General features: G+C 69.9%; 3 protein-coding genes. All 3 read right to left on the reverse strand.

Annotated features, from left to right (window positions below):
• Positions 1–107: 107 nt before the first annotated feature.
• The 3 genes from ACFW6D_RS11375 to ACFW6D_RS11385 all read right to left on the reverse strand — a co-directional run bounded on the left by ACFW6D_RS11375 (position 108) and on the right by ACFW6D_RS11385 (position 20,160).
• Positions 108–1,349 carry a TetR/AcrR family transcriptional regulator gene (locus tag ACFW6D_RS11375; protein WP_379327141.1) on the reverse strand — a complete coding sequence of 414 codons (1,242 nt, stop codon included), beginning with the start codon at positions 1,347–1,349 and terminating at the stop codon, positions 108–110.
• Between the two features lie 147 nt (positions 1,350–1,496).
• On the reverse strand, positions 1,497–2,519 hold the full coding sequence (locus ACFW6D_RS11380; RefSeq protein ID WP_379327161.1) for an alpha/beta hydrolase: 1,023 nt from the start codon (positions 2,517–2,519) through the stop codon (positions 1,497–1,499).
• Between the two features lie 235 nt (positions 2,520–2,754).
• On the reverse strand, positions 2,755–20,160 hold the full coding sequence (locus ACFW6D_RS11385) for an amino acid adenylation domain-containing protein (protein ID WP_379327143.1): 17,406 nt from the start codon (positions 20,158–20,160) through the stop codon (positions 2,755–2,757).
• Between the last annotated feature and the right edge of the window lie 28 nt (positions 20,161–20,188).

Consider the following 20,188-nt stretch of genomic DNA (forward strand, 5'->3'; position numbering starts at 1 on the left):
CCCGCTGCACCCGCGCGACACGGCCGAGCGCACGGTGGTCCTCGACACCCACCTGCACTCAGCGACGCGAGTTCTCGGCCCTACTGCCGCCTGGATCGCCGACGGGCCTAGGGGTTTTTGTCGGCCGAGCCGCTGCCGAGCAGCACCGCGTCGGTGAGGGCGGCGAGGCGGGCGAGCTGTTCGGGGCGCGAGTCGAACCGAAGCAGCCGGCCGACATCGATGATCTGGCCGACGGCGGCGTGCACCCGGAAACGGGCTTCGATCGGGTCGCCGTCTAGCAGGTTGGCCCATTCGAGGATGTTCTGGCGCTGGATGGCGCGCAGGCGGTGTTGCTCGGCCTGCGGAAGATTGCTGAATTCCGCGTAGTAGACCGGCATGATCTCGGGCGTCGCGAAGGTGAGGCGCGCGTGCTGGTCGGCGATGCGGCGGGCGGCGTCGGCACGGTCGGTGCCCTCGGCCAGTGCCTCGCCGATCGCGACCGCGAGCCGGTCGGCGGTGCGGTGGAAGGCGGCGGCGAGCAGGTCGGCCTTGCTGTCGAAGTGGCGGTACACGCTGGAGGCGTTGATGCCGACTGCGGCGCCGATCTCCTCGATGCCCGATTCGTGATAGCCGTTGCGGCCGAAGATCCGGATCGCCTCGGTGAGCAGCTGTTCGCGTTTCGAGGTGACCGGCAGGCCACGGGTCTGCTTGTCGGGTTCGGCCGCGGCGGGGGTCGGCGGCAGTTCGGCGCGCACGATCGCCCAGGCCATCTCGAGCTGCACGGCGAGCAACCGAGGGTGCGAGAGGGTGGTGCGGTGCGCGGCGATACTGGCCAGCGAACTCAGCGCGCCGACCGCGAGCAGGATGACGTCGTCGGCGCTCGCCTCCGGTCGGACCTCGGCAATCCGGGCTGCCACGTTGGCTTCGAGTTCGCGGTAGAACGCGCGAATGCGCACCCGGTCCTCGCGCTCGAGGTAGCGGCGTTCCCAGCGGTAGAGCCCGGCCTCGCGGCGGATGTCGATATTGCGTTCGGCGACGGCGGTGAGCACCGCGTTCAGCCTGGCTTCCGGGCTCAGCGCCGGGTCGTCGGCCGCGGCGGCGACATCGCGCAAACTCCGAGCGCCCTCTTCCGCGGCGGCTACGAGCAGGGCGTACTTGTTGGCGAAATGGCGGTAGAGCGCGGGTCCCGAGATGCCGACCTCGGCGGCGATCTCGTCCACGCCGACGGGGTAATAGCCGCGCGCGCTGAACGCACGGGCGGCGGCCCGCATGATCTGCATCTTGCGGTCTTTGGGCCTGCGGCGCACGACGCGGGCAGGTGCGGTCGTCGGCTCGCCGGCCTGTTCGGCCTCACTGCGATCGGCGACCATGCACTCACTTTCCGTTGCGCGAATCGGGTTGGTCCAGTCAACCTAAGTTAACCACAATTCGCAAACGTCGAGGGCAGGTCGAGGAAATGGAACCGCCCCGGCAGCGACGTGCTCGCTACCGAGGCGGTGCCGACGAGAACTGGGGTTCTACAGGCCGAGCCCGCGAGCCAGGGTCGGCCACGACAGCTTCAGCTCGTCCTTCCAGTAGCCCCACGAGTGGGTGCCGCTCGGCCGGAAGTTGAAGGTGGCCGGAATGCCGAGCTCGTTGAGCCGGTTGGCCAGGTTGTGCGTGCAGTAGTTGGTGCCCGCCTCGATCACGCCGCCGATGACGATCTGGTTGGCGAGGCCGTAGGCGCCTGGCAGCGCGTAGGGGCCGTCGAGGGTGTCGTACGGACCGGGCAGGCCGTTGCCGGTGGACACGTACAGATCCACGCCGCGCAAACCCTCGGCATTCACGTACGGGTCGTTCTTGGCCCATTCCTCGGAGCCCTGCGGACCCCACATGTTCATGGTGTCGCCGCCGCCCCAGGTCTCGACCGTGAGCTTCACGAACTCCGAACCGACCGGGTCGGAGGTCTGCGCGCAACCGCTGTACGCCGCGGCGGCCTTGTACAGGCCGGGCTTGGCGATCGGCAGCGCGAGCACGGTGGTGCCCGAGGTGGAAAGGCCCGCGATGGCGTTCACACCGTTGGTGCCGAGGGCGCCGTCGACCAGCGGGGGCAGCTCCTCGGTGAAGAAGGTCTTCCACTTGTTGCGCCCGACGACCGGGTCGTCGGCGATCCAGTCGGTGTAGTAGCTCCAGGCGCCACCGATCGGCTGGATGACGTTGACGTTCTTGTCGCCGAGGAAGGCGAGCGCATCGGTCTTGGCCACCCACGACGCCGAATCCTCGCCGCCGCCCGCACCATTGAGCAGGTACAGGGTGGGGCGCGGAACCGAGGCGTCGGCGGGGCGCTGTACATCGACGATGATGTTGGAGGCCATGGACGCGGAGTACACGTGCAGTCGCAGACTGCGCGCGTCCTTCACTTCGGCCTTGACGATCTTGGAGCCGTTGTCGGAGACCGGGTTGGCGAGCAGGCTCTTGGAGTCGATGATCGGGTCAGCGGATGCCGGGCTGGTGCCGATGCCCGACATCAGTCCCGCCGCCACTGCCGTTGCCGCGATCATCGCCGCGGCCCTGAGGCCACTGAACCTAGCGAGCCGGGTGGGCCGACGCATCAATTTCGCACCTTCGCTTCGTCTCGAATTCCGACTCGGTCCGTGCACCCCAACAGGGCACGAAGTTGCAACACGCCAGACCCTACGGGTTATCCGGTAGTTACAACAGGGGTAATCGTTACAACAGCGCGGTCACATCATGCCTCACGGGTATCACTGATGTCATCGCGCCCCGGCGCTCGTGTCATCGCGGCCCGACGCTCGTGTCATCGCGGCCCGGCGCCGAATCACCGCGCCCCGCCGCACGATCACCGGCGTCGAGCAGTTCCGCCAGCCGTGGCCCGATTTCGGCCAGTGCCTGCGGCGAGGTCATCTGATCATGCACCACCGCGACCGGTCGATCATTGACCTTGCCGTCGACATACCGGGCCCAATTCGCCGCGGCCGCATCGTGTCCGAGCGCGCTGAAGTATTCGACCGTGCCCCGGAACACCGCGGGCCGGTGCTCGGCGATCAGCTCGGCCGAGCGCACCGCGCTGCGATAGATCCGCCGCAACCGGACCGGGGTGAGCACGGCCATGTTGGCGGGGACGATCGCGTGCAGGGCGGCCAGCGCCTCGTCGCTGAGTTCGCGCACGCCCGCGGCGGGCAGCGCCGCATGGACGTCGACGCCGAGTTCGGCGAGCCCGTCGCGGACCGCGGTGTGGAAATCGGGGACGTCGATATCGGGGTGCGAGTCCAGCATGGCCAGCAGCGACACCTGCTCGCCCGCCGCCTGCAGTTCGGTGGCGACGGAGTGGGCGAGCACGCCGCCGAGCGACCAGCCGAGCAGCCGGTACGGGCCGTGCGGTTGCTCGGCCCTGATCTCGGCGACATAGCGCCGCGCCATCTCGGCGAGCGTGCCCGGCAGGTAGGCGGCCTCGGTGAGCGCGGGTGACTGCAGGCCGAAGATCGGCCTGCGCGCCGGAATATATTGCGCCAGACCGGCATAGCACCAGGACAGCCCGTACATGGGGTGGATACAGAACAGGGTCCCGCCCGCCTCGGTGCCGTGCGGTACCCGGTTGCGGATGGTCAGCAGCACGCCGAGGGCGTCGTCGTCGGATTCGAGGTCGGAGCTGAGGTCGCCCCCGCCCGCGGCGGACTGGGAGGCGTCGATGCGCTCGGCCAGCGCGGCGACGGTGGCATCGGTGAAGAACCACTGCACCCGTACCTCGGCGCCGACTCTGGTGCGCAGGCGGCTGATCGCCTTGGTGGCGATCAGGGAGTTGCCGCCGAGTTCGAAGAAGTCGTCGTCGAGGCCGACCTTGCCCGCGCCGAGCACCTCCGCGTAGACCTCGGCGACGGCGCGCTGCAACGGCGTGGACGGCGGGCGGTAGGCGCGGGTGGTGAAGGCCGGGACGGGCAGGGCGGTGCGGTCGAGTTTGCCGCTGGCGTTGAGCGGCAAAGACTTCAGCATCACCAGGGTGGCCGGAACCATGTACGGGGGGAGTGTCGATTTGGCGTGGGCGAGCAGGACCACCGGATCGAAACCAGTGGTAGCAGCGCCACTTTCGATCGAGTACCCCTCGGGACGGGATGCCGGTCGAGCTGCCTCGGTCTGAGCTTCGGCAGGCACCACGTAGCCGACAAGGCGATCGCCCGTCGGTCCGTGGACGAGCGCGACGGCCGCGTGGCGAACACTGTGATGATCGCGCAGCACGGCTTCGACTTCACCGAGTTCGATGCGCTGACCGCGCAGTTTCACCTGGAAGTCGCTGCGGCCCAGGTATTCCAGGCTCTCGTCGGCGGTCCAGCGCCCGATGTCGCCGGTGCGGTAGAGCCTGCCGCCGCCGGGATGGGCGACGAAGCGTTCGGCCGTGAGGGTGGGGGCACCGAGGTAGCCGCGAGCCAGCTGCACACCTTCCAGGTACAGCTCCCCCGCGGTGCCGGGCGGGACGGGTCGCAGTTGACGGTCGAGCACGTGAACGCGCGTGTTGGCGACCGGTGTGCCGATCGGGACACCCACGGCGGCAACGGCTTCGACTTCCTCAGCGGTGACCACCGTGGCTTCGGCGGGCCCGTACCAGTTCACCAACGTGGCCGTAGGTACCAGCTGAGCGAACCGGCGCGCGGTCGCCGACGACAGTGCCTCTCCCGCGGCGAACACCCGTCGCAGCGTGGGGAATTCGCCGCCGTCGCGCTCGGAGAGGAAGGCATCCAGCATCGATGGCACGAAATGCACTGTGGTGACGGCACGTTCGGCGATCAGCTCGGCCAGATAGTCCGGATCGTGGTGACCGTCGGGCGCGGCGATCACCACGGTGGCGCCGGTGTGCAACGGCCACAACAATTCCCAGGCGGCGATGTCGAAGGTGACCGGCGTCTTGTGCAGGACCACGTCGCCGGGTCCGTGCGGGTAGGTGCGCTGCGCCCAGCGGAACTGGTTGACCAGCTGACGGTGGGTGAGCATGACGCCCTTCGGCATTCCGGTGGACCCGGAGGTATGGATGACGTAGGCGAGATTGTCCGCCTTCGGCATCCCCAGGTCCGCTACTTCCTCACCGAGAGCGCCTATTTCGAGGACCGGAATATCCGAGGTGGTCGTGAATCCGTCGGTGGTGAGCACGCAGATCGGCGCGGCCGCGGCCAGCACTCGTTCGGTTCGTTCGGCCGGATGGTCCGGGTCGAGCGGTACGTAGGCCGCCCCGGTCCGCAGCACCGCGTGGATCGCGGTCACCAGGTCGATGCCGCGCCGCATCGCGACCGCGACGAGCGTTTCCGGCCGGGCACCCCGCGCGCGAAGGGCACCGGCGAGCTTGCGCACGCGTGCATCGAATTCCGCGTAGGTGTAGGTGGTTTCGCCGTCGACGAGTGCGGTGGCGTGCGGTGTGCGCTTGACCTGGTCGTCGAACAGCGTCAGCAGGGTCGCCTCGTCGAGCAGTTCGGGGGCGTCGGTGGCATTGATCGCCGCCAGGGTCGCGCGCTCCTCCGCGAGGAGCACATCGATCTCGGCGATCCGAGCCCGCGGGTCTGCGGCGAATCGCGCCAGCAGCATCGAAAAGCGTTGCGCCAGTGTGCTCGCAGCGTCCTCACCGAACACATCGCGCAGGTACTTCACCGAGACGCGCAACTGCTCGTCGGCGACCACCTGCACGGTCAGCGGGTAGTGGGTGCCGTTGGCGGAGTCCATCCCGGTGACGGTGGCCGATCCGGACGCGGCCTGCGCCAGCGCCGCGCGGTCGACCGGGAACGACTCGAACACGACCAGCGAATCGAACAGGGCGTCGATGCCCGCGATGTCCTGGATCTCGCCGAGGCCGAGGTAGTGGTGATCGAACAGCGCGGCCTGCTCGTCCTGCAGCGTGCGTAGCAGCTCGGCGACGGTGTCGCCGGGCCGCAACCGCACCCGAACCGGAATGGCGTTGAGGAAGAGCCCGACCATCCGCTCCACCCCGGCGAGCTCGGCGGGGCGCCCGGAGACGGTGGCGCCGAACACCACGTCGTCGCGATCCACGAGCCGGGCGATGAGCAGCGCCCACGCCGCCTGGACCACGGTGTTCACCGTGACGCCGAGGCTCGCGGCTAGCTCGCTCAGCGCGGCGGTGTCGGCCGGTGAGAGGGCGAAACCGGTTTCGCCGGTGCCGGTGGCGATCTCGCGGCCCTGGTCGACGGGGGCGAGCGGCGTCGGCTCGGCCAGGCCGGTGAGGGCCGCCCGCCAGGCTGTTCGCGCGGCTTCGGGATCCTGGTCGACCAGCCAGGCCAGGTAGTCGCGGTAGGGCGCGACCTTCGCCAGGCGCCTGCTCCGCGAGCCGACCACGTAGGCGGACAGCAACTCCTGCAGCAGCAGCGGCATCGACCAGCCGTCGATCAGAATGTGATGGCTGGTGACGAGCAGATGCGCGGTGTCTGCCGTGCGTACCAGGGTGAACCGCAGCAGCGGAGCGGCGGCCATGTCGAAGTGCGCGGCCAGGTCGGCGGCGCGGATGCGCTGGTAGGCGGTGTCTTGCGCGCCCCGACCGGTGGGCACGGAGGGTGACCGCGCGGGCCCTTCGGAAGGGGCGCGATCGGGCACTGTGTCGATGACCCGCCACGGCACGTCGAGGTCGTCGAGGACCACCTGTAGCGGGGTGCCCGCGGCGTCGGTGGCGAAGGCGACGCGCAGGTTGTCGTGCCGGTCGAGCACGGCCTGGGCGGCGTCGTGGAGTCGCTCGTCGTCCACCGACGGGTCGAGGTCGAGGACGAACTGGGTGATGTAGGGGTCGACCGAGTTCTCCGCGAGCAGGGCGTGGAACAGCATGCCCGATTGCAACGGGGTCACCGGCCACACGTCGCTGACCAGTGGGTAGCGGCGGACCAGACGGTTCAGTTCGGTCTGGCCCAGGCGGACCAGCGGGAAGTCCGACGGGGTGAATCCGCCTGCGCTGGGCTGCAATCCGTGTTCGGCGAGTCCACCGAGGGCGCGGATCCAGTGTTCGGCGAAGATTTTGACCGCGTCGGCGGTGAGTACGGCGGTGGCGTAGTCGAATCGGGCCATCATGCCGTCGTCGGTGGCGTCGACGGTGAGCACCAGCGCCAGGTCGTCGGCGGCGACGTCGGTGTGCACTCGGGCCGGGCGCAGGTCCCGCACGCGCACCGCGAACCGGCCGCGGTCCAGGGTGCGGACGCTGTCGGAGGTCTCGGTGTCGAGGTAGCGCAGCAGGCCGAAGCCGGCGCCGTGGGCGGGGACCGCGCGGCGCAGTTCCTTGATCTGGGCCAGGGCCACGCCCGCGGCGGGTCCACCGACGAGCGCGTCGGCGACGTCGATCCCGTCCAGGCGCAGGGCCAGCGGGTAGTCGGTGGTGAACCCGCCGACCACGTTCTCGGCGTCGGCCCGGCCGAGCAGGCGCTGGTCGGCGCGCAGGCGAACCACGGTGCCGATCACCCGGGCCGCGGCGGTGTCGGCCGCGGTGTGCAGGGCCAGCGCGGCGGCGGTGAGCAGCACCTCGTCGACGGTGGCGCGGTAGGCCTCGGCGACGGTGCCGACGGCGGTGGTGCCCTCGCCGGTGATGCTCAGCGAGACCCGGTTGCGCTGGCGCAGATCCGCGGATTCGCCTGCCCTGGAACGGATCGCGCGGTGCCAGTACGCACGCTCGGCACGCGCGGCGCCGGTGGCGGGGTAGTCGGCGAGTTTGCGCATCAGGTCGCCGAGCCCGGCGTCGGGGGCGGCGGGTGCGGCGTGGCGGCCGCGGCTCCATGCCGTGGTCAGCTGGTCGACCACCGAGCGCCACGAACTCTCGTCCAGGACAAGGGCATTCGCGACCACGATCAGGGTCGCCGAGCCTTCGGCCTCACCGGTGAGGATGAAGTGGATGTTGCGACCCTCGTCCGGGTCGAGTGCCGCGGCGGCCGCGGCGACGACATCGTCGACGGGCAGCGACGATTCGCCGTCTTCGGTGTCGAGCCTGCGGAAGGCGCCGCCGGTGCGTTCCTCTGGCAGCGGGATGCGCAGCACCGGGGTGTCGCCGGTGCGGTCGAGCAGGGCCCACAGCATCGGGTGCTGGTTCATCACCGCGGCCGCCGCGGCGGCGACGGACTCGTCCGGGCAGTCGGCGGGCACTTCCAGGAGCACCGCGCGTGGTTCGACCGCCGTCTCTCCCGCTTCGATGAGCTGGGCGGCGGTCGCGGTGAGCGGGAGCGAGGTGGACGGGGCGCCCGGTTCGGCGGTGAGGTCGGCGCGTTCGGCGAGGGCGGCGACGGTGCGCGCGTCGAACAGGTCGCGCGGTCGCAGCACCACACCGGCGGAGGCGGCCCGTGACACCACCTGGATGGCGGTGATGCTGTCGCCGCCGATGGCGAAGAAGTCGTCGTCGAGACCGACCCGGTCGCGGCCGATGACCTCGGCCATCACCCGCGCGATGGTCTTCTCGGCGGCGGTGCGCGGTGGGCGGTGTTCGGCGCGGACGGCGACCGGGTCCGGCAGCGCGCGGCGGTCCAGTTTGCCGACGGGGGTCAGCGGAACCTCGTCGAGGACGACGATCGCGGCGGGCACCATGTGATCGGGCAGGACCCTGGCGGCGAGGGCGGTGAGCTCGGCGGTGTCGATGCGCTCGCCCTTGACGTAGGAGACCAGCATCGTCGAACCGGTGCCGTTGTCGCGGCCGAGCGTGGTGGCCCAGGCGACGCCGGGTGCGGCGGCGAGCACGGCGTCGATCTCACCGAGTTCGATCCGCAGGCCGCGGATCTTGACCTGGAAGTCGTTGCGGCCCACGAACTCCAGGACATCGCCGCGACGGCGAACGAGGTCACCGGTGCGGTACAAGCGGCCCCCCACGGAGCCGACCGCACCTGAAGCAACATTGTCCGCCCGGCCCGGTTCGGTTGTCGGTCTCACGGTGCCACTCGCAGCGGCGCCGGACGCCACCGCGTTCTCCGAGATGGCCACCGAACTCGTGGCATCACCCACAGATGAGCTGGACAACGCCGCGACGCCGAAGGGGTCGGCGATGAAGCGTGATGCGGTGAGGGCCGGTCGCCGGTGGTAGCCGCGAGCGAGTTGGATGCCGCCGAGGTAGAGCTCGCCGGTGACGCCTTCGGGGACGGGGCGCAGGCGTTCGTCGAGGATCAGGGCGCGGGTGCCGCGGATCGGGCCGCCCATGTGGACGGGGTCGCCGGGGCGCAGTGCGTCGCTGATGGTGGCCATGATGGTGGTTTCGGTGGGTCCGTAACCATTGTGGAAGTGGCGCTGGGGCAGCGTGTTCCAGCGCGCGGCCAGGTCGTCGGGGACGGGTTCGCCGCCGACGATCAGGGTGCGCAGGCCGGGGACGCCGTCGGGGTCGAGGGTGGCCAGGACCGACGGGGTGAGGAAGGTGTGGGTGACGCCCTCGGTGCGGATCAGTTCGGCGAGTTGGGTGCCGCCGACGAATCCGGCGGGCGCCATCACCAGGGTGCCCGCGCCACCGATGGCGAGCAGCAGTTCCAGCATGGACGCGTCGAACGACGGTGATGCGAAAGCCAGTGCGCGCGTATCGGAGTCGAGGCGATAGCGCTTTTTCTGCTCGGCGCTGAAGTTGGCGAGTCCGGCGTGGGTGACGACAACACCCTTGGGCAGCCCCGTCGAGCCGGAGGTGTAGATCATGTACGCGCCGTTGCCGGTGTTCGGCGGTCTCAGGAGTTCGATTTCGCGCAGGCTCACCGTCGCGCAACCGGCCACCTCGGCGGTGAACGTCCGATCGTCGAGCGCGATCCAACTGCGATCGCCGGGCAATGCGGGCAGACCGGCGAGTTCGGCGGCGAGGGTGATACCGAAGACCGCGTCCGAGTCGGTGACCATGTGACTGATCCGCTCGGCGGGGTAACCGGGGTCGATCGGCACGATCATCGCGCCAGTGCGGGCGATCGCCCAGACCGCGAGCACCGATTCGACCGAACGTCGAATAGCCACGGCAACAGCGGTTTCCGGGCCGGCACCACGAGCGATGAGACCGCGTGCGAGCTGGTTGGCGGCCGCGTCGAGTTCGGTGTAGGAGAATCCGCGACCGTCGCCGCGCAGGGCGATGCCGGTCGGATCGGCGCGCACCGCGTCGTCCATCAACTGCGACAGGGTGCGTGCCGGTTCGGCCACCGGCCCCGCGAAGGTGGTGTGCGCGGCGAATTCGGCGGCGTCGAGCAGGGCGATATCGCCGACGGCGAGGTCGGGGTCGGCGGCCACCGCGGCGAGTAGGCGGGTGAACCGCTCGCCGAAACTGCGCACCGTCTTCGCATCGAACAGGTCTGTCGCGTAGGTGAATTCGGCGTGCATGCCGCCGTTGTGCGGCTGCTCGCGCACGGTGAGCAGCAGGTCGAATTTGGCCTCGGCGATGCGGGAGTCCAAGGCGCCCACCGTGATTTCGGGCAATTCGAAGGCGATCGGCGCGAGGTTCTCGAATGACAGCGCCACCTGGAACAGCGGATGCCTGCCTGCCGACCTCGCGGGCTGGACGGCCTCGACCACCCGCTCGAACGGGATGTCGGCGTTGGCGAAGGCACGCAGATCGGTATCGCGGGTCCGGGCCAAGAGCGCGGTGAACGGTTCGTTCTCGGCGATCCGGCTGCGCAGGACCAGGGTGTTGACGAACATGCCGACCAGATCGTCGAGTTCGCGGGCGCCACGGCCGGCGATCGGGGTGCCGATGGCGACGTCGTCGGTGCCGCTGAGCCGGGCCAGCAGCACCGCGAGCGCAGCCTGCACGACCATGAACACGGTGATGCCCTGCGCACGGGCCAGTCCGGCCAACTCGGCGTGCAGGTCGGCGTCGATCTCGAAGGTGGTGGTGCCACCGGCGAAGGACTGCATCGCCGGTCGCGGGCGGTCGGCGGGCAGTGGGATTTCCTCGGTCAGCCCGGCGAGCTCATCGCGCCAGTAGGCCAGCTGGACAGCCGCGGTGGATGTGGGGTCGGCTTCGTCGCCGAGTGAGTCCCGTTGCCACACTGCGTAATCGGCGTACTGCAGTGGGAGCGGCGACCAGGCGGGCGGTGCGCCCGCGGTGCGCGCGGTGTAGGCGAGGACGAGGTCGCGGACGAGCGGTCCCATGGAGAAACCGTCGGCGCTGATGTGGTGGGCGACGAAGACGAGGACGTGGTCGTCGGTGCCGAGGCGCAGCAGACGCAGGCGGACCGGCGGTTGCGCGGTGACGTCGAATCCGGTGGCGACGGTCAGTCGCACCTCGTCGGCGAGATCGTCGGCCGTGACCGGCACCGGCGTCAGGTCGACCTGCATCGCGTCGGGTGCGAGCACGTCCTGGAACGGCACGTCGACACGCGCTTCGCGGCTGTCGGGAAGCGCGGATCCGCTCCGACCGAAGTCACCGGCTTGGCCGGCGGGAACAGCGGAGACACCGTGGGCCGCGGACGCACTATCGGCGGCGGCACCAGAACCCGCAGGTCCGGGGCGTGGCCGGGTAGGTGCGGCACCGCTGGCCACCGGGTAGCGGGTGCGCAGGATCTCGTGGCGGGCGAACACGTCGGCTACCGCGAGGCTGAGGGCGGGCACGTCGAGGGCGCCGGTGAGGCGGATCGCGGCGGGGATGTTGTAGACGGTCGCCTCGGGGTCGAGTCGGTTGAGCAACCACATCCGCTGCTGAGCGAGCGAGAGCGGCACCCGCTGCGGGCGCGGACCCGCGAGCATCGCCGGGGCGGTGGCCTCGTCGGAGCGGTTCACGCGCAGCGCGAGATCGGCCACCGTCGGGGCTTCGAACAGCAATCGGACGCCGACCGTGCGATCGAGCGCCGCCCCGATCCGGGCCGCGGCCCTGGTGGCGAGCAGCGAATTCCCGCCGAGGGCGAAGAAGTCGTCCTCGGCACCGACAGTGGTGACGCCGAGGATCTCGGCATAGACATCGGCAACCACTTGCTCGGCCGGGGTCGCGGGCGCCCGGAAGGTCGCGGGCTCGAAACCCGGCGCGGGCAACGCCTTTCGGTCCAGTTTGCCGTTGGCGGTGTAGGGCAGTTCGTCGAGCACGACGAACACATCCGGCACGAGGTAGGTCGGCAGCTTGCCCGCCAGCGCCGATTGCACCTGGGCGACATCGAGATCGGCGCCGACCACATAGCCGACCAGACGATCGCCGAGGTGCGCGTCGGTGCGCGCGACCACAGCGGCCGCGGTCACGCCGGGCACGCCGAGCAGGACCGCCTCGATCTCACCCGGCTCCACCCGGAAGCCACGGATCTTCACCTGAAAATCACTGCGGCCCAAGTAGATAAGGCCACCACCCGTCCCGCGGCAGGCAGCGCCCGAACCTCGATCCACGGATGCGAACGGGTCCGTACGGGCCGAACGCGCATCGGCTACCGGGGTGCGAGCAACCAGGTCTCCGGTGCGGTACATGCGCGCACCGGGCTCGAACGGGTCGGCGATGAAACGCTCGGCGGTGAGGGCGGCTTTGCGCAGGTATCCGCGCGCGAGCTGAATGCCACCGAGGTACAGCTCACCGGTGATGCCGGGGGCGACGGGGCGCAGGCGTTCGTCGAGGACGTAGACGCGGCTGTTCCACACGGGGGCACCGATCGGGACGGTCAGTACGTCGGCGGCGGTGACGCGGTGATCGGTGATCGACACGGCGGCCTCGGTCGGGCCGTACAGATTGTCGATCCTGGTGTCGGGCAATGCTTTCAGCAGACGCTGGGCCAATGGCGCCGACAACACCTCACCGATCGCGAGGATCCTGGTCAGGCCGGTCGCGCCGCGTGCGCCGACCGGCTCGTGGCGAACCGCGGCAGGCGAACGCGAACCGGTCCGGGTCGGGTCGTCGGCAGCCGACATTCCGCGCGAGCGTGACTCCCAGTAGCCAGAGAGCGCGTCGAGCAGGGACGGCACCGCGGTGAGCGTGGTGACACCGGTGTCGGCGATGAGGTCGTCCAGGTAGGCGGGATCGCGGTGGCCGTCGGGGGCGACGATCACCAGGCGCCCACCGCAGACAGCGGCGGACCAGAATTCCCAGACCGACAAGTCGAAGGTGGCGGGGGTCTTCAGCAGGAAGATATCGGCGGCGTCGGTGCCGAATTCGCCACGCAGCCACTGCAACTGGTTGACCACTGCCGCGTGCGGCACCGCGACACCCTTCGGGCGGCCGGTGGAGCCGGAGGTGAAGATGACGTAGGCGGTGTTCTCCGGGCGCAGCGGTGCACGGCGGTCGGCGTCGGTGATCGGGCGGGGATCGGCCGAGGCGATCACCGGGTGGTCGACGCGCACCACGGGCGCGGCGTCGGTGCGGAAACCGTTGGTGAGCACGCAGATCGGTGCTGCGGTGTGCAGGATGTAGTCAGTGCGATCGGCGGGCTGGTCGGGGTCGATGGGCACGTAAGCGCCACCGGACCTGGTGACCGCGAACATGGCGACCACGAGATCGATCCCACGCGGCAGCGCCAGCGCGACCAGCGATTCCGGCCCCACACCGATCGAGATCAGGTGGCGCGCAAGCTTGTTCACTCGCGAATCGAACTCGGCGTAGGTGAGTTCCAGTCGCCCCTCCGGCAGATCCGCGACGAGCGCGACGGCTTCAGGACGAGCGACCAGCGGTAGCTCGGCCAGCGTGCCACCCGGCACAGCGAGATCTGCCGCACCGCTGACGATCTCGGAGGCCAGCTCAGCGGGGGTACGCAGGTCGACATCGCCGACCACCACGGACGGCTCGCTCGCGACCGCGTCGAGCAGCACATTCAACCGGTCAGCGAAAGCCGTCACGGTCGCGGCGTCGAAGAGGTCGGTGGCGTAGGTGAAGAACCCCTCGATGCCTGTCGGCGTCCCGTCCGCGGCATAGCTGTCGCCGACGATGAGGTGCAGATCGAATTGCGACACAGCGAGTTCCGCGGCGATCGGCGCGATCCGCAGCCCGGGAAGTTCCAGTGCCGCACGATCGACGTTCTGGAAGGACAGCCCCACCTGGAACAGCGGATGACGTGCGGTGGAGCGCGGCGGATCGAGCACCTCCACGAGTCGCTCGAACGGAACATCGGCGGCGGCGAACGCGGCCAGATCGCTGGCGCGCTGGGCGGCGAGCAGGTCGGCGAACGTGGCGCCACCGTCATAGCGCGTGCGCAGGACGACGGTGTTGACGAACATGCCGATCAGATCGTCGAGTTCGCGCTCACCCCGCCCGGCGACGGGCGTGCCCACCGCTACGTCGGCGGCACCCGAGAGCCGAGCCAGCAGCACGGCGAAAGCGGTGTGCAGCACCATGAATACGGTCGAACCGTGCTCGCGCGCGATCCGCGCCAGCGCGGCGTGGGTCTCGGCATCGATGCGTACCGGCACCCGGTCACCTGCGAGCGAGGCGACGGCGGGACGGGGGCGGTCGGCGGGCAGTTCCAGCAGATCCGGCAGACCGGCCAGTTCGGAACGCCAGAACGAAAGCTGTTGCGCAGCGACCGAATCGGCGTCGTCCTCGGCACCGAGCCGGTCCAGCTGCCACAGTGTGTAGTCGGCGTACTGCACCGGCAGAGCGGCCTGATCGGGGGCGTGACCTGCGGCGCGGGCGAGGTATGCGGCAGTCACGTCGCGCACGAGCGGCACCATCGAGGAGGCATCGGCCGCGATGTGGTGCACCACCACCGCGAGCACGTACTCCGTCGGTGCGTCGGGACCACTGCCCGTGATGTCGAACAGCCGGACCCGCAGCGGAACCTCGGTCGTCACGTCGAACGCGGTCGACGCGAGCGCGCCCACCTGCTCGATCAGCCCGGTCGCGGAAACCGAGGACTCGTCGCGCGCCGGCGCCGGTTCGCTGCCCGCCAGCGGTCCGTCGACCCGCGCCGCTGCCCAATGGCCGTCCGCGAGGGGTCCGTCGAGTGGCGGCGCTGCCGAATGGCGGTCCGCATCGGCGTCCCGGTCGACCGGCCGACCGGGACCGACACGATGCACGGCGAGGTCGATACCCACCTCGTCAACCGGGAGTATCTGCTGGATCGGGCCGTTGGGAGTGTCGGGGTAGATCGTGCGCAGGACCTCGTGGCGGGCCAGCACATCGCGCAGGGCGGCGGTGAGGGCCGCCACGTCGAGGGCGCCGGTGAAGCGCAGGGCGAACGGGAGGTTGTAGGCGGCGGCCGCGTCGACGCCCTGGTCGAAGCGGTTGAGGAACCACATGCGGCGCTGGGCCGGCGACAGGGGTAGCTCGGCGGGTCGGGGCAGGGTGCCAAGTCCAGAGATCGACTCGGCCACCGCATCGGGATCGAGGACAGCGGCGAGCCCAGCGACAGTGGGCGTTTCGAACAGAGTGCGCACGGCGACCCGATCACCCGTGGCGGCACCGAGCCGGGCGACCAGGCGGGTGGCGATCAGTGAGTTGCCGCCGAGGGTGAAGAAGTCGTCGTCGGCACCGATGTCGTTGCGGCCGAGCACTTCCCCGAACAGCTCGGCGACGAGCCGCTCCTGCGCGGTGGTGGGTGCGCGGAAGGCCCTGGTGGTGAAGCTCGGTGCGGGCAGCGCCCTGCGGTCGAGTTTGCCGCTGGGATTGAGCGGCAGTTCGTCGAGCACGGTGATCGACGCCGGAACCATATAGGCCGGAAGGGTTTTCGAAAGGGTCGCTTGGAGCCGGTCCGGCTCGGCGGCACGGCCAGGGGTGGGCACGACGTAGGCAACCAGCTGGTCGCCGAGCTCGGTCGAAGCCACCGATGCCACTGCCTGGCTGACGGTTTCGTGCGCGAGCAGCGCAGTCTCGATCTCCCCGAGCTCGATGCGCTGACCACGGAACTTCACCTGAAAATCGATGCGCCCCAGGAAGTCCAGGCGATGCGGCGTGCGCGAGCTGGGCCGACGCCACACCACGAGGTCCCCGGTGCGGTACATGCGGGCGCCGGCGGCAGCGAACGGGTCGGCGACCAAGCGATCGGACGTCAGACCGGGTCGCGCGACATACCCGCGGGCGAGCTGATCGCCCGCGAGATACAGCTCCCCCGCGACCCCGGGGGGCACCGGGCGAAGTCGCTCGTCGAGCACGTAGACCCGAGAGTTCCACTGCGGCAAACCGATCGGCACCGAGCGTTCGCCCGGTCGAGCGGGCCAGTAGGTCACCGAGACGGCCGCCTCGGTAGGTCCGTACAGGTTGTGCAACCTGGCCGAACTGACCGCGGCCATCGCGTCGACGGTCTCGGCAGGCAGCGCCTCACCGATGACGAAGACCTCGCGCAGCGATTCCAGGCCCGACGTGTCGGCCTGCGCGGCGAACAGAGCCAGCGTCGACGGGACGAAGTCGGTGACGGTGACCTTGTGCCGGGCGATCAGATCGATCAGAGCGGCGGGGTCGCGGTGGCCGTCAGCGTCGGCGAGCACCAGTTTCGCGCCGACGCGCAACGGCATGAAGTAACCCCACAGCGACACGTCGAAGGTGGTCGCGGTCTTCTGCAGGTACACATCACCCAGTGCCAGTGGGTATTTCGCCAGCATCCACACCAGCTGATTGCCGATGGCGGCATGCGAGATCGCGACACCCTTGGGCTTGCCGGTGGAACCCGAGGTGAAGATGACGTAGGCCGGGTGGTCGGGACGCAGTGGCGCGAGCAGCTCCGACGGCTGAACCGGATCGTGTTGGACGCCAGTCGGATCGAGTTCGTCGAGCAGCACCAACGCGGTGCCGTCCGGGACCGCGACGGCATCGGCGCGGGTACTCAGCACGCAGGCCGGGCGGGCGGTGTCGAGGATGTAGGCGATGCGCTCGGCCGGATGGTCGGGGTCGAGCGGCACATAGGCACCGCCCGCGGTGAGCACCGCGTACATGCCGATCACCAGCTCTGGCGAGCGCCGGACAGCCAGTCCGACAAGGGTTTCGGGACCGACCCCTGCCGCGATCAGCATCCGGGCGAGAGCATTCACCCGCTCGTCGAACTGCCGATAGGTCAGGTCGGTGTCCCCGGAAGCCAACGCGGTCGCATCCGGATGTATCTGCACCGCACGGCGATACGCGTCGAGCAGAAGCTCCGGCGGCACCGGATGACGGGTGTCGTTCCAGGCCACCAGGGTTTGTTCGCGCTCGACCTCGGTGAGCAGGTCGATATCGGCGATCGCGAGGTCGGCGTCGGTGGCCACCGTGTCGAGCAACCGGGTGAACCGGGCCGCCAGGATCTCGATGGTGTCGGCATCGAACAGATCGGTGGCGTAGGTGAACGACGCGGCCATCGGTTCGGCCGGATCGTTGCCGGGCACGACTGTGAGTTGCAGGTCGAAACGCGCTACGGCACCGTCGAATTCGACAGGTCTGGCGTCGAGGCCGGGTAGTCGAAGGTTCGGCAGATCCAGGTTCTGGAAGAACAGTGCCACCTGGAACAGCGGGTGGTGGGCCTGCGAGCGGACCGGGTCGATGAGCTCGACCAGCCGTTCGAACGGCAGATCCGCATGGGCGAACGCGGCGAGGTCGGTGCGCTTGGTGGCGTGCAGCAGTTCGGTGAAGCTCGACCGGGGGTCCAGGTGTGAGCGCAGTACGAGGGTGTTGACGAACATGCCGATCAGGTCGTCGAGTTCGCGGGCGCCGCGCCCGGCCACGGGGGTGCCGATGGCGATGTCGTCGGTGTGCGCGAGGCGGCCGAGCAGCACCGCGAAGGCCGCGTGCACGACCATGAATTCGGAGGTACCGCTGCGCTGGGCGAGGGCGGCGATCCCGGTATGCACCCGCGCCGGGACCTGGAAGCCGAATTCGGCGCCGCGCCCGGTGAATACCGGCGGACGCGGGCGATCGGTGGGCAGATCGATCCGGTCGGGCAGCCCGGCCAGCGCCGTGCGCCAGTGCGCGATCTGTTCGGCCGCGACAGAACCGGGATCGTCCTCGGCGCCGAGCAGTTCCCGATGCCACAGCGTGTAGTCGGCGTACTGCACCGGCAGCGGCTGCCAACTGGGTCGCGAGCGATTGCGCCGGGCGAGGTAGGCGCCGATCAGGTCACGCAGCAGTGGCTTGACCGAGGCGCCGTCGGCGGTGATGTGATGCAGGGCGAGGGCGAGCACGTGTTCGCGGGGACCCAACTCGGCCAACGCCACCCGCAACGGCACACCGGCGGCGACATCGAAGCTCGTGGCGGCGAATTCGGCCAGCCACAGGGGCAATTCGTCTTCGGTGAGCGAATCGAACAGCACATCGGGCACGGCTTCGGCCAACGGCAGGATCACCTGATAGCCGACACCGTCGACCATCGGATACCAGGTGCGCAGCGATTCGTGCCGACCGACGAGGTCCGACAGTGCCGCGTGCAGCGCGCGCGGGTCGAAGGGGCCGGAAAGCCGGATGGCGAACGGGACCGTCTCGGCGGTGGAACTCGGATCGAACTGGTTGAGGAACCACATCCGCTGCTGCGCGGGCGAGAGCGGGATCAGCTGGGGCCGTTCGCGGTGGGTGAGCGGCGCGAGTCCCCCGGCGCCCTTCAGCGGTCCGAGCAGCGCGGCAAGCCCCGCGACAGTAGGACTTTCGAAGACATGGCCTGCGGGTACCCGCGCCGAGAGCGCGGACCCGAGCCGCGCCGCGGCCTGGGTGGCGAGCAGCGAATTGCCGCCGAGGGAGAAGAAGTCGTCCTCCGCGCCGACCGGCTCCGTCGGGGCGAGCAGCTCGGTGAAGATCTGCGCCACCAGCTCTTCCATCGCTCCGGCAGGCGCACGGAACTCCGCGGCGCGCAGCGTCGGTGCGGGCAGCGCGGCGCGGTCGAGCTTGCCGACCGGCGTCAACGGAATCGTTTCCAGGACGGTCAGCGCGGTGGGCACCATGTGCGCGGGCAGACCCGATTCGGCGTGCGCGAACAGCTCATCGGTGTCGATGCTCGCACCGGGAGCGGCGTGCACATAGGCGGCGAGAATCGTTGTGCCGTTGTCAAGTTCGTATCCGAGAGTGACCGCGAAGTCGACGCTGTCGTGCGCGGCGAGTACGGCGTCGATCTCGCCCAGCTCGATCCGGAACCCACGGACCTTCACCTGGAAGTCGTTGCGGCCGTGGTATTCCAGCGCGCCGTCGGCCCGTCGGCGCACGAGGTCGCCGGTGCGGTACATCCGCCCACCCGCCGAGTCGTTGGGGTCGGCGACGAAGCGGGCCGCGGTGACCGCAGGTTGCCGGTGGTAGGCGCGGGCCAGTGCGTTGCCCGCGACGTAGAGCTCACCGACGATGCCGTCGGGTACCGGCACCAGCCGCTCGTCGAGTACGTACTCGGTGACATTGCGGATCGGCGGACCGATCGTCACCGCTTCCCCTGCCACCAGCGGCGCACTGAAATTGGTGCCCATGGTGGCCTCGGTGGGGCCGTAGCCGTTGTGCAGCGCACGGGTGCCGCCGTCGGCGAGCGGAATCGCCCAGCGCCGCACCAATTCCGGCGGACACGCCTCGCCGCCGACGACGACCACCCGGAAGTCGTCGAGACCGTGCGGATCCACCGAGGCGAGCGCCGACGGGGTGACGAAACCGTGGGTGACGCGTTCCCGGCGCAGCAGCTGAGCCAGGTCGTCACCGCCGTAGACGGTCGGCGGGGCCACCACCAGGGTCGCCGCACCGCACAGCGCCATCAGCACCTCGAACACCGAGGCGTCGAAGGACGGCGAGGCGAGCTGCAGAATCCGCGAATCAGGACCGAGCCGGTAGTGCTCGCGCTGGTACTCGTAGACGTTCGACAGGCCGGCGTGGGTCACCACGACGCCGCGGGGCAGCCCCGTGGAGCCGGAGGTGTAGACGAGGTAGGCGGGGTGGGCTAGGCGCAGCGGACGGACCCGGTCGTCGCGGGTCACCGGGTCGCCCGACAGCTCGTCGGTGACCCGGTGCAGGGCGGGATCGTCGAGGCGCAGCCAGTCAACGGTGTCGGGGAGCCGGTCCATCGCGGCACCGACCGCGACACCCAGGATCACATCGGCATCGCCGAGCATGTGGGCCAGCCGGGCGGGCGGATAGTTCGGGTCGACGGGCAGGAACGCGGCACCGGTCTTGGTCACCGCCCACAGGGCGAGCACCGACTCCGGCGAACGCGCAATGCCGATGGCGACCACGTCTTCGGGTCCGACACCGCGCGCGATCAGCAAGCGGGCCAGCTGGTTGGCGCGCCGGTCGAGCTCGGCGTAGGTCACCCGCACGGGCTCGGAAACACCGTCTGACCAGGACAGCGCGACGCCGTCCGGATTGGACTCCACGGCGATCGACAACAGTTGCGGCAGAGACTTCCCACGCTGCACGGCACGCGATGCCCGAGACATCCGGGTCACAACAGTCCCCTCCGAACGACGGAGCCGA

This window comes from Nocardia sp. NPDC058705 (assembly GCF_042749305.1).
In the GTDB taxonomy this organism is placed as follows: domain Bacteria; phylum Actinomycetota; class Actinomycetes; order Mycobacteriales; family Mycobacteriaceae; genus Nocardia.